Annotated in this window: 8 protein-coding genes and 1 pseudogene; 4 read left to right on the top strand and 5 right to left on the bottom strand. The window is 42.6% G+C overall.

What is annotated here, in order from left to right:
* Positions 1–10: 10 nt before the first annotated feature.
* The 3 genes from dnaA to BF9343_RS17440 form a co-directional block, all read right to left on the bottom strand.
* On the bottom strand, positions 11–1,441 hold the full coding sequence (gene dnaA / locus BF9343_RS17450; RefSeq protein ID WP_005798188.1) for a chromosomal replication initiator protein DnaA: 1,431 nt from the start codon (positions 1,439–1,441) through the stop codon (positions 11–13).
* A gap of 348 nt (positions 1,442–1,789) precedes the next feature.
* Entirely contained in the window at positions 1,790–2,683 is an 894-nt protein-coding gene (locus BF9343_RS17445) for an MlaD family protein (RefSeq protein WP_010993486.1), read from the bottom strand.
* A gap of 19 nt (positions 2,684–2,702) precedes the next feature.
* Positions 2,703–3,947 carry an N-acetylmuramoyl-L-alanine amidase family protein gene (locus BF9343_RS17440; RefSeq protein WP_005790917.1) on the bottom strand — a complete coding sequence of 415 codons (1,245 nt, stop codon included), beginning with the start codon at positions 3,945–3,947 and terminating at the stop codon, positions 2,703–2,705.
* 107 nt (positions 3,948–4,054) lie between these two features.
* On the opposite strand from BF9343_RS17440, the gene BF9343_RS17435 reads away from it, so the two are divergent.
* Positions 4,055–4,972 carry a bile acid:sodium symporter family protein gene (locus BF9343_RS17435; RefSeq protein WP_005790916.1) on the top strand — a complete coding sequence of 306 codons (918 nt, stop codon included), beginning with the start codon at positions 4,055–4,057 and terminating at the stop codon, positions 4,970–4,972.
* Between the two features lie 17 nt (positions 4,973–4,989).
* A complete protein-coding gene (locus BF9343_RS17430; RefSeq protein ID WP_005798182.1) occupies positions 4,990–5,445 on the top strand; it encodes a GNAT family N-acetyltransferase in 456 nt (151 codons plus the stop codon).
* A 27-nt stretch (positions 5,446–5,472) separates the two neighbouring features.
* On the opposite strand, the pseudogene BF9343_RS24210 reads toward BF9343_RS17430, so the two are convergent.
* Positions 5,473–5,721: pseudogene (locus tag BF9343_RS24210) on the bottom strand (hypothetical protein); the annotation flags it as partial.
* A 137-nt stretch (positions 5,722–5,858) separates the two neighbouring features.
* Positions 5,859–8,165 (bottom strand): family 20 glycosylhydrolase, encoded by a 2,307-nt coding sequence (locus BF9343_RS17420; protein WP_010993485.1) that lies wholly within the window; start codon positions 8,163–8,165, stop codon positions 5,859–5,861.
* Between the two features lie 435 nt (positions 8,166–8,600).
* Between BF9343_RS17420 and BF9343_RS17415 the strand changes: the two genes are divergently transcribed.
* Together BF9343_RS17415 and BF9343_RS17410 are read left to right on the top strand one after the other, a co-directional pair.
* Entirely contained in the window at positions 8,601–9,137 is a 537-nt protein-coding gene (locus BF9343_RS17415; protein ID WP_005790909.1) for an HD domain-containing protein, read from the top strand.
* Between the two features lie 91 nt (positions 9,138–9,228).
* Complete coding sequence (locus tag BF9343_RS17410; protein WP_010993484.1) at positions 9,229–11,967, top strand: putative LPS assembly protein LptD; 2,739 nt, start codon at positions 9,229–9,231, stop codon at positions 11,965–11,967.
* The last annotated feature ends 65 nt before the right edge of the window (positions 11,968–12,032 follow it).

Raw genomic sequence — 12,032 nt, 5'->3', positions numbered from 1 at the left:
CGTTCATCGTCTACCGTTCACCGTTACTCACGTTTCTTTTCTTGAGTAAAGTTTCTATGTTTTCCAGATCCGATCGGAATCCTTTGTCAACCTCACATTGCCCTTTTACTGTTTTGCATGCATGCAAAACGGTGGCATGATCTTTATTGCCTATGAATTTTCCAATTTTGGAAGTAGAGAAGTCTGTATGTGTTTTAGCTAAATACATGGCTACTTGGCGTGCCTGTACGACTTCCCTTTTTCTTGATTTGGTATGGATAGCAGATGACTCCAAATCGAAGTGCTTGCAAACTACGTTGATGATATCATCGATAGTGACAGCTTTTGTCTCACAACGAACGACTTTGCGAACAATGCGTTGTGCCAGGTCCAGATCGATTTCTTTATTGTAAATGGTAGAGTGGGCCATGATGGAAATGACAATACCTTCCAGGTCACGCACGCTTTCATTAACATTCTCAGCAATATAGTCGATTACTTCCGAAGGGAATTGTAATCCATCCCGATGAATTTTATTTCTTAATATATTTTTTCTCAGTTCTACGGTAGGCTTCTCCAATTCGGCTACCATTCCCCATTTAAACCGGGTCAGTAAGCGCTCTTCCATACCCTGCAATAATACAGGAGCACGGTCGGAAGTCAATATCAGCTGTTTGCCATTCTGATGTAGGTGATTAAAGATATGGAAGAAAGTGTTTTGTGTTTTGGTGACACCTGCAAATTCTTGAATATCATCAATAATTAATACATCGATTGTTTGGTAGAAGTTGATGAAGTCATTCGTTGTATTGTTACGTACGGAATCGGTATATTGTACCTGAAATAAATGTGCTGAAACATAAAGCACTCTTTTGTCCGGATACAACTCTTTGATGCGGGTACCGATGGCATTGGCCAAATGGGTCTTTCCTACTCCCGATGCTCCATGGAGGAACAGCGGATTGAAGACTGTTTTTGCCGGATTCTCGGCAACAGCTTCGGCAACACTTCTTGAAAGCTTATTACTGTATCCTTCAATAAAGGTCTCAAAGTTATAGTTCGGATTTAGATGGGGATCAAGATCCTGAACGGCCGGTGCACGCAGCAAGCCCGGAGCTTTCCTTTCATCAACACGGGGAAGTCCGGATTGGGGAATAGCCGTAGAGCGGGTAGTAGACTCCTGGTTCACGGTTGCCCCTGAACTTTTGTCCACCAGCACATTGTACATCAACTTCGTGCCGTCGCCTATAACCTTATATAACGTCTTACGTAGCAAGTCCACAAATTTATCTTCCAGGAATTCATAGAAAAACTGGCTGGGAACTTGTACGATTAACGTTTTGTCCTCATATTTTAAAGGAACAATGGGAACAAACCATGTTTTGTATGTCGACTCAGGAACATTGTCTCTAATAATTTCAAGACAGCGGTTCCATAGGCCGACATGACTCGATTCACTCATAGCGGCTGTAATACATTTATTAATTAAGCAAAACTTCTACGGTTGCAAAATTGGGAATCTTATTCGAGAAAAACAAATCTCCTTTTTCTTGTATTTCTCACTGAAAGAATAATGTGTTTACTTTCAGTGACTTATCATTTCCCTATAAAATACTTCTTATGGGAAGCTATTGCTTTTTTATAACTACTTGTTAATTAATTGCTTATCACGTGACGGCCCATCTGTTATTCTTTAACCTGATAGTTGGTGCACGTATCCTTTCTGTCTATGAATAGACTTTTAAAGGATTTCATCCTATCCTCGTTTGGTACACGCTTATTTAGATAAATTCTATTTAAGGCGTATTCTCTACTTATCTTTCTTACCAAACAAAGAGAAGTGAACATATCGTTTCGGATGTTCCTTCAGGTCTTCAAGCAGATTTGCTGCATTAATGGTTGTTTGGTTCAGGTTATTGTATAATTGTGGATCGTTTAACAGTAATCCGACAGTGTTGTCTTTGCTGTTAAGTTTTTCTGTAAGCATTTTTACGTTGCTAAGAGTGGTGTCTATTTTTTTGAATGTGGCAGCATAATCAATTTCTTTCAGATTGCCGCTGATTACAACAAAGTTATCACCGATAGTATTGAGCTTTCCTGTTAATTGTGGGATATCATTGTTCATCAATACTTTCAATTGACGGCTGGTAACTTCGAGATTGGCTGTTGTCTTTTCAATAGAATGCAGAGTTGCCGGAATGCTTTGATCTGCCATGATTGTGTTCAGTGAAGTAAGGATAGAGTCTAATTTGGGCAACATCTTTTCGACAGCGGGCATCATTGCTGCAACTTTCTCCATCATGCCGTTGTTTAGCGTTCCCGGAATCGTATCGCCTACTGTATAGCGTTCGCGAGGATTGTTGGCCAATAAAATATTCATTCTTACTCCTCCCATCAGTTCGGGTACCAGTTCGGCTGAGCTTCCTTTCGGTATGCGTAAATCAGTATCTACTTCTACTTCCACTATTACATTTTCCGGTTGATTGTAATCGTAAGCAATATCACGGACGATACCTACACGGACACCATCAGCGAATACCGGACTCGATTGTGCCAGACCGTTTACATTATGGAATTTTACATAAAAATAGCTGGCAGGCTTAAACATGTTGATGCCTTTCAGATAATTGATCCCGAAGACGAGTAAGCACAAGGCCGCAACACCTGCTATTCCTATCCTGACTTCTTTTGTAATGAGTTTCATGTTTTGTTATTTAGTCTTTTTATTTATTTCTTCTTTTCTTAAAATTGGCTATAGCCTCGTTGATATTCATCTTTTCTCCGTTGCGGAATGCAATGATGAAGGCATCCTTAAATAATGGAGTGACTGTATTACGGCGTGTCCGTAATACCTTATTATAATCGGACGATGCCCCGTAAGTGTATTTGTATAGTCCATTTTCCTTGTAATAATCTACATCTTTCAATCCCTTCAGTCGTTTATCATTTTTAGATAGTGGACGTGAAGAGGTCAGTATTTGTATCTTAAACGTAATTTCAGAGTCGTTTGTTGTGCTTTCTACAACAATTGGGCGTTGAGTTTTTGCTTCTGTTACAAGCTTGTCGGTGCGTGGAGTATTTTGGGGCTTTTTGTTTTCGCTTTCTGTGCTGTCTATCTGTGCAACCTCAGTATCGGTTACTTCATCATCATTGGGAAGTGCAGTGCGGCTGCTGCCTGTCAAACGGATTTCGTGTTCTCTTTTATAAGAGAGAAATGCCCGATATATACCTTTTGCCAAAGTAGAACTTCCTTCTTCTGTATTAAGATAACGTTCTTCTTCAGGCGTAGAGATAAAACCGAGTTCAACCAGAATGCTTGGCATGGCACTAGCCTTCAATACAAGGAATCCGGCCTGATGTACTCCCCGGTCCACCCGTTTACAGTGATGGCGGAATTGTTTTTGAACCAATGAAGCCAAGTGTACACTCTGCTCCATATATTTGTCTTGCATAAATTCGAAGATAATATACGATTCAGCGGAATTGGGATTAAATCCGGCGTAACGAGTTTTGTAATCATCTTCATATAAGATTACAGAGTTCTCCCGTTTGGCCACTTCTAGGTTGGCGTCTGATTTGGCTAGACCTAATGTCCATGTAGAAGCACCTTTTGCGGTCCGGTTATTGGCCAGAGCGTTAGTGTGGATTGAAATAAACAGGTCGGCTTTTGCATTGTTGGCAATCTCTGCACGGCGGTCAAGTGGTATAAATACATCTTTGCTACGGGTATAGACCACCTTCACATCATTGCAGTTTTGTTTGATCAGATTACCCAATTTCAATGCTACTTTCAGATTGATATTCTTTTCTTTGGATATCTTTCCGATGGCTCCGGGATCGTGACCGCCATGTCCGGCGTCAATAACTACAACGAAATCTTTTGCCCAGACGCTACTGACGTTTGATGGAGAAACGAGTAGCCAAAGGCAAATCAATATATATAATATGTGTGGTCTACGTAGTTCCATATAAAATAATGTGCAAATGTAGCAGAAATTTGTTGAAAACTCACTATTTAGTGTTAAGTTTTGAGTTTTTTACGTTACTTTGCACCTGAAATTTAAACGATATAACAATGCTGAAGTTCTTGAAAAATTGGACGCTTCCGATAGCTATGCTGGTAGGTGCTGTTGGTTATCCGGTATTTATCAGCTTTTCTTTCCTTACTCCGATACTGATTTTCACTATGTTGCTTCTCACTTTTTGTAAGGTATCTCCGCGTGACTTAAAACCGAAGCCGTTACACTTATGGCTTTTATTGATTCAGATATTCGGATCTTTGATTGTTTATCTGCTACTTTATCGTTTTAATAAAATTGTGGCAGAAGGAGCGATGGTTTGTGTTATTTGCCCCACGGCTACTGCGGCTGCCGTTATTACATCGAAGTTGGGGGGAAGTGCCGCCAGTCTGACAACTTATACATTGATAGCCAATATTGGAGCTGCAATTGCTGTTCCGATCCTGTTTCCATTGATAGAGGCCAATCCCGGTATTAGTTTTATAGATGCTTTTCTGGTGATTCTCAGTAAGGTTTTTCCTTTATTGATCTGTCCTTTCTTAGCAGCCTGGTTCTTGCAGAGGTTTATTCCCAAGGTGCATAAAGTGCTGTTGGGTTATCATGAACTGGCCTTTTATTTATGGGGAATTTCTCTTGCTATTGTCACTGCACAAACGCTTTATTCTTTGATTAATGATCCGGCAGACGGACTTACGGAGATTATGATTGCGGTTGTCGCCCTGATAGCATGTTGTCTTCAATTTTTTCTGGGCAAAACATTGGGCAGTATATACAACGATCGTATTAGTGGTGGACAGGCTTTAGGGCAAAAGAATACTATTCTTGCCATCTGGATGGCTCATACTTATCTGAATCCACTTTCTGCTGTAGGGCCGGGAAGCTATGTATTGTGGCAAAACATTATTAATAGCTGGCAACTTTGGAAGAAGAGAAAGAAAGAGAGTGAAAAATGCAGTAATAATGTAAGCGGCTAATAAATAAGATTATAATTATGGATATCATTTCATTACGGAAAAGCCCTCAATATTTAGAGGAGGCAATTGCTTATTTCCAAAGGAAGTGGGCTGACGAAAATAGTAGAATGGTTTATGATAACTGTTTCAGAACTTGTTTGGAGTCGGAATCTCCTCTGCCACAATGGTATCTTCTGATAAATGGAGAAGGAGAAATTATAGGTTGTGCCGGACTTGCCACAAATGATTTTAATTCACGTATGGACTTATACCCGTGGTTGGTTGCTTTATTCATCGAAGAGCAGTATAGAGGGCATAATTACGGAAACTTACTAATCAAAGCAGTAGAAGAGGATACCCGGCGGTTAGGCTTCGGGAATTTATACTTGTGTACAACTCATACAGGCTATTATGAACATTTTAATTTTGTATATATAGGAGATTGCTATCACCCTTGGGGGGAGCATACACGTGTCTATCAAAAAGAAATATAAATTCCCGGTTGCCTTCTATGACGGATTTTTTTGTTCTACAGAAGCGGAATCGTTATATAACTCCCACAACCGGAGAGCATCCGGATAGTCGTTCAAGGTTAACACTTTCGCCCGCAAGGACGAAGTTGTTTGAGAAAAGGCGGTCATCGATAGGCCGATCGCCCATACAAGAATGCTTAGTTTAAGTTTTATCATGATATCGATTTTTTGTGTTATGGAGCGGAACTGAATTATAATCCGTGTATCGGAGGGTGTACCTAAACTCGTATTCACCACAGAGTACACCGATTTACACAGATAAATATCATTTATCAATAATAGATTAAGTTCGATCTGTCGAATTCGGTGCTACTCTGTGGTGGATCATGACACACCCTTGTGTGTCATGTCAATTTATCCTTTGAGCAATAATGTTAGTTTGCATATAAGTCACTTGTCGGAATTTCGTTTCCTTCAGTGCCGGTTACCGTCATTTTCAGTTGGCCACCGTTTTGGTCAAAATAGCGTACTTCTATCGGATGATACCCTTTCGATAATGCTTTCTGGCCGATAACTTCACGCGGCCCGTGCGGTCCGTCGTTATCGATCACCTGTTCACCGTCTATTACCAGCGTACTGCCGTCATCCGACAAAAGGGCAAAGGTATAGATATCGTCTTTCGGCACATTAATAAACCCTTTGATAACCAGTCCTATATTTCCTTTTGCCTTTTCGGGAATCATAACTTTTTCTATCGGGTAAGTTCCGTTCAGCGGTGCTTTAGTGATGTCTGCACACTTGTTGCCTTTAAACTCATACCATTCAGCCTGCAATCCTTTGGCAGAGGGAGTGACAGTCGTAGCCGGAGCATATTCGCTCTTGATGAAGCGTGTCCGGGAGATGTCACCGGCTTTTCCGTTGGGACGGAAGGTGCGGAACGTAAAGTCCGTTGTTTCTTTTACTTGAATAGGCCCTTCGTATTTAGGCGATTGCAGAGTAGGAGTGCTGCCGTCCGTCGTATAATGAATTTCGGCATTGGGATCGAGGCAGGTTACCTTTACGGTTCCTTCACCGATAAAAGCATTGTTGCGATGGAAGCCTTCCAAGTCGGGGATGCGATAATTGATACCCATGATGTTGAGGCGTTCGAATTGGTTTGCCATGCGTTGTGCAAAGTCATTCCAGTTCTTTTGTGAGGGTTGGCTCCAACCCAGTTCGGCAATAGCCAGCAAGCGTGGAACAGCCATATACTGCATGCGTTCGCGTGAAGGAATCCATTCACACCAGATGTTTCCTTGTACGCCTTTGACTAATGCCTGTTGTTCGGAAGTCAATCCTTCGATTGCCGGATTGAAGTTATAAATATTGCGTACAGAGTTTTTGTCTTCCTGATAATCCAGATAGAACTGTCCGTTTGGAGTGAAAATGATGGAGTTCCCCTGTTGAGTTGTCTTTGCGGGAGCATCTTTTGCCCAGCTTCTCCACCACATTACGGTAGCCGTCGGGCTCAGTCCGCCTTCGATGATTTCGTCCCAGCCGATCATCTCTTTCCCCTTTGCATTGAAAAATTTCTCCATATCGTGGATAAACCAGGATTGCAGCTCTTCTTCGGTTTTCAGATGATTATCCCGCATACGTTTCTGGCAATCGGGACATTTCTTCCAGTTTGCTTTTTCAACTTCATCTCCTCCGATGTGTACATATTTGTAGGGAAACAGGTCGATCAGTTCACTATATACATTCTTACAGAATTCCATTGCCGATTCTTTTCCGGGGCAGACGGGTGAGGAGAAAGTGGTTCCCCAGCCTACTTTATCGGTACAGGCTACTCCGGAATAGTTGCTGACAGCAGCCAACATATGTCCCGGCATGTCAATTTCGGGAATGATATCTATCCCGCGTACTTTGGCATATTCAATCACTTCTTTGATATCCTCCTGCGTATAGTATCCGCCATATAATGTGTCGCCTTCGATGATGCGGAGTTTGTTTTCCGGAATCAGAAAATCCGGATTGTCTTCTGATTTAGCGGACTTCATACACGATCTGTCGTGTGAATTAAAGGTACGCCATGCGCCTTTCTCCGTCAGTAACGGATATTTTTTTATTTCGATGCGCCAACCTTGATCGTCTGTCAGATGCCAGTGGAACTTATTCATTTTGTAGAGTGCCATCAGGTCGAGTAATTCTTTTACCTCCTCTTTGGTGTAGAAGTGACGGGATACATCGAGCATAATCCCGCGCCACTCGAATCGGGGGGCGTCTTGAATCTCTGCCGTGGGAATGGCCCATGCCACACTGTCTACGATTTGTTTGGATTCGATTTGCGGTGGGAATAACTGGCGAAGCGATTCGATACCGGCTATCACCCCTCCATAAGAGTTGCCTGTGATGTCTATCCGGTCTGATTTTGCCGAAAGTGTATAGGCACCTTCTTTTCCTTCGATGTTGGCTTTCGCAAGAGTGATTGTCCCCTTGCCCTCTTTAACCTGAAGGTCGTAGCCCGTGGCGGCCGAAAGAATTTCTTTCAGGTATTGGGCGGCTGGCTGTAATTCCGGGTCGGTGGTACCGATTGTAGTGTTCGGGGTTAGTACAAAAGCGTTGCCGGATTGTTGAATTTGGTTAGGCAACGGTACGATTGATGCGTCTCTGGTAACGGGAGCGGAACCGCAAGCTCCCAATAGCAATGTACTCGTGAGAGTACAGGCTGCTATCCACTGTTTGTAAGAAGGTTTTGTCATAGGAATAAATATTGGATTGTTTTTAATATGATATCAGATCCGTTTTCCGGGTTACTATGAAATGCACAAATATACAATCAATTCTTTTGATTATCTTCATTCCGTATTAAAAAACAGTTGTTATCTTTGCCTTTGGCAGGAACCTTCCTCATTCATGACTTGTTTTCTATGTGGGAGAAGTTAATTTGTTTAGCCGGTTTGCCCTCTTGGATAAGCCTGAATGGGAGTATTAACGACTTTTGACTTGTTCATCAGCGGGTTCGGGTATCCGAGCTGATGGGTACATGAACCCGGGCCCACTAAACAAGGCCGGGAAAGAGGGGTAAAGAAGGAAAGAAATGTGCTTAAGAAACCAATCGAACACACTTGGCTTATGAAGGGGTTCCATTCCGGAAACCAATGGCAAGTGGTTTTTGAATTAATGAATAATAGAATATGAAAGTGCTTGATTTGATAGACAAATATTATCCTCAGGATAATGAACTGAAACATATTTTGAACGTGCATAGCCGGTCGGTGGCTGATAAAGCTCTATGGATCGCCGGAAAACATCCGGAACTGAATCTGGATACTGTCTTTCTGGAAGAAGCCGCCATGCTGCATGATATTGGTATCTTCCTGACACATGCTCCGGGTATTCAATGTTTTGGGACGGAACCTTACATTTGTCATGGATATCTCGGAGCCGGGCTTGTCCGTAAGGAAGGTTTCCCTCGACACGCATTAGTCTGTGAACGGCATACCGGGGCGGGACTTTCACTGAAAGATATTATGGATCAAAAACTTCCTGTCCCCCATCGCGAAATGTTGCCGGTGAGTATGGAAGAACAAGTGATTTGCTTTGCCGACAAGTTTTTTTCGAAAACCCATCTCGACCGTGAGAAAACTGTGGAGGGGGCTCGTAAGAGCATCGCCAAGTATGGAGATGAAGGTTTGCAACGTTTTAACAATTGGTGTAAGCTATTTCTTTAGTGCCTAAAAAAGAATTAAAAATGAAGATTCTCAAGTATATTTGGTGAAGATTGTGTACTTTTGCCCCTTCAAGCGTAAACTCTATTAGTTAATGACGCCATTGAAAGCAAATACGATAATATCATCCATACTACTGTTGATCCTCCTGATGCTTCCGTACGAAGCTATGGCTCAGCGTCGCCGTGTCAGGGAGTTGAAAGGGCCGGTGGTCTATTCACCCCCTAAGAACGATTCACTGAGAGTCGACACACTGAAAAACGATACATTGAAAGCCAATGTATTGAAGGCCGATACATTGTCGGCGGAATCGGTGAAGAAAAAGAAACAACCCCTGGACGCTCCCGTTGTATATTCTGCCAATGACTCTATTGTCTTTACACAAGGAGGATTTGCCCATTTGTATGGAGATGGAAAGGTGAACTACGAGAACATCGAACTGGGAGCCGAAATTATCACCATGAACATGGACAGCAGTACGGTCTATGCCCGTGGAGTGATCGACTCTGTGGGAGTGGAGAAGGGGAAACCGGTGTTTAAGGATGGAGAGACTCCTTATGAAACGAAGGCTATCCGGTATAACTTCAAGAGTAAAAAAGGATTTATCAATAACGTCGTTACCCAGCAGGGGGAAGGCTACGTGGTAGGTAACAATGCGAAGAAAGGCGCAAACGATGAACTGTTCATGGAGAATGGACGATATACGACCTGCGACCACCACGATCATCCGCACTTCTATATGCAGTTGACCAAAGCCAAGGTCCGTCCTAAGAAAAATGTGGTAACGGGGCCTGCTTATCTGGTAGTGGAAGATGTACCGTTGCCTTTGGCCGTACCGTTTTTCTTCTTTCCGTTTTCCAGCAGCTATTCTTCGGGCTTTGTCATGCCGAGTTATATGGATGACTCCAGCCGTGGTTTCGGTTTGACCGGTGGTGGTTACTATTTTGCTGTCAGTGATCTGATGGACCTCAAGCTGACTGCCGATATTTTTACCAAAGGTTCATGGGCCGCCAATATGGAAACCAATTATAACAAGCGTTATAAATATTCCGGCTCGTTACAGGCCGGCTATCAGGTAACCAAACTTGGGGATAAAGGTATGCCGGACTATTCGGTTGCTAAAGACTTCAAGATTGTGTGGAATCACCGGCAAGACCAGAAGGCGAGTCCCAACAGCACTTTCTCGGCAAGTGTAAACTTCGCTACCAGTAGTTACGAACGTACCAATATCAACAACCTCTATAATTCTCAGTTGATGACCCAGAATACAAAAACTTCGAGTGTAAGCTACTCTCGTAGTTTCCCGGATCAGAAGCTGACACTCGCGGGTACTTTCAACATAGCGCAAACCATGCGTGACTCTTCTATTGCTGTCACCCTGCCTGACTTGAATATTACTCTGAGTACTATTTTCCCTTTTAAGCGTAAACGTGCGGTAGGTGAGGAGCGTTGGTACGAAAAGATCTCATTGCGTTATTCGGGACGTTTGACCAACAGCCTGAAGACAAAAGACGACCGTTTGTTTAAAGCCGGTTTCAGGGAATGGGAGAATGCAATGCAGCATAACATCCCGGTACAGGCAACTTTCACTCTTTTCAAGTATTTGCAGGTGGTACCTTCATTTAATTACACTGAACGTTGGTATACCCGTAAGGTGATGAAGAGCTATGACGAAACTACCCAGAAATGGGATACACACCCCGGCGATACGATTCATGGATTCTATCGGGTGTTCAACTATTCGGCCAGCCTGGCTTTAAGTACCAAGATGTATGGTATGTACCAGCCGCTGTTTATGAAGAAAAAAGAGATACAGATTCGCCATGTCTTTACCCCGCAGATTTCATTGAATGGCTCTCCAAGTTTCGGGCAATTCTGGGAATATTATCGTGATGCAGACGGTAATGATCAGTATTACTCGCCTTATTCCAGTCAGCAGTTTGGTACAGCTCCGCGTGAAAAGTCCGGAACGGTTAGTTTTGATGTGTCGAACAACTTGGAGATGAAATACCGTAACAAGAAAGACTCTCTTGTGAAAGTCAGTTTGATTGATGAAATCGGTTTCAATCTTTCTTATAATATGGCTGCAAAGAAGCAACCATGGAGTAACCTGAATATGCGTTTGCGTATGAAGTTCAAGAAGTTTAATAACTATACGCTGAATATGAACGCGGTATTCGCAACCTATGCCTATACATTCGATAAGTCGGGTAATGTAATAGTGGGTGACCGCACCGAATGGTCTTATGGCCGCTTCGGGCGTTTCCAGGGATGGGGATCTTCCATCAACTATACATTCAATAATGATACCTGGAAGAAGTTGTTCGGGAAAGATAAGGATAACGATCAAAAGAAGAAAAAGGACGGTGTCGACGAAGAAAAAGGAAATTCTACCGGTGACGAAGCGGTTACTGAGAAGAGGGTAGAAAAAGCACAGGCGGATCGTGACGGTTATCAGGTATTTAAGATGCCATGGTCGCTGAATGTGAACTATTCGTTCCGTATTTCCGAGGATCGCAGTAAGCCGATCAATCGTAATACGATGCGTTATCCGTTTAAGTATACGCAAAATATCAACATGTCGGGTAACCTGAAGATTTCCAATAATTGGTCGTTTACATTCAATTCCGGATATGATTTCGAGGCAAAGGAGATCACTCAGACTTCTTGCACGATTACACGTGATTTGCATTGTTTCAATATGTCTGCCAGTATTTCGCCTTTCGGCCGTTATCGCTATTATAATTTTACGATTCGGGCTACGGCAAGTATCCTGCGTGACTTGAAGTGGGATAAGAGAAGTCAGACTCAAAGTAATATTCAGTGGTATTAAATATCTGATGGACGAACGATAAACAGCCGGCAATTTATGCTTAAAATTTCTATAGCATAAATTGC

It is taken from the genome of Bacteroides fragilis NCTC 9343 (genome assembly GCF_000025985.1).
GTDB lineage: Bacteria > Bacteroidota > Bacteroidia > Bacteroidales > Bacteroidaceae > Bacteroides > Bacteroides fragilis.
This window is presented reverse-complemented; position numbering and strand designations above follow the sequence as displayed.

What these genes read in the sequence shown, in the direction of transcription:
- dnaA (WP_005798188.1), bottom strand. Translation starts at nt 1,441, where the DNA reads ATGAGTGAATCGAGTCATGTCGGCCTATGGAACCGCTGTCTTGAAATT.
- BF9343_RS17445 (WP_010993486.1), bottom strand. Translation starts at nt 2,683, where the DNA reads ATGAAACTCATTACAAAAGAAGTCAGGATAGGAATAGCAGGTGTTGCG.
- BF9343_RS17440 (WP_005790917.1), bottom strand. Translation starts at nt 3,947, where the DNA reads ATGGAACTACGTAGACCACACATATTATATATATTGATTTGCCTTTGG.
- BF9343_RS17435 (WP_005790916.1), top strand. Translation starts at nt 4,055, where the DNA reads ATGCTGAAGTTCTTGAAAAATTGGACGCTTCCGATAGCTATGCTGGTA.
- BF9343_RS17430 (WP_005798182.1), top strand. Translation starts at nt 4,990, where the DNA reads ATGGATATCATTTCATTACGGAAAAGCCCTCAATATTTAGAGGAGGCA.
- BF9343_RS17420 (WP_010993485.1), bottom strand. Translation starts at nt 8,165, where the DNA reads ATGACAAAACCTTCTTACAAACAGTGGATAGCAGCCTGTACTCTCACG.
- BF9343_RS17415 (WP_005790909.1), top strand. Translation starts at nt 8,601, where the DNA reads ATGAAAGTGCTTGATTTGATAGACAAATATTATCCTCAGGATAATGAA.
- BF9343_RS17410 (WP_010993484.1), top strand. Translation starts at nt 9,229, where the DNA reads ATGACGCCATTGAAAGCAAATACGATAATATCATCCATACTACTGTTG.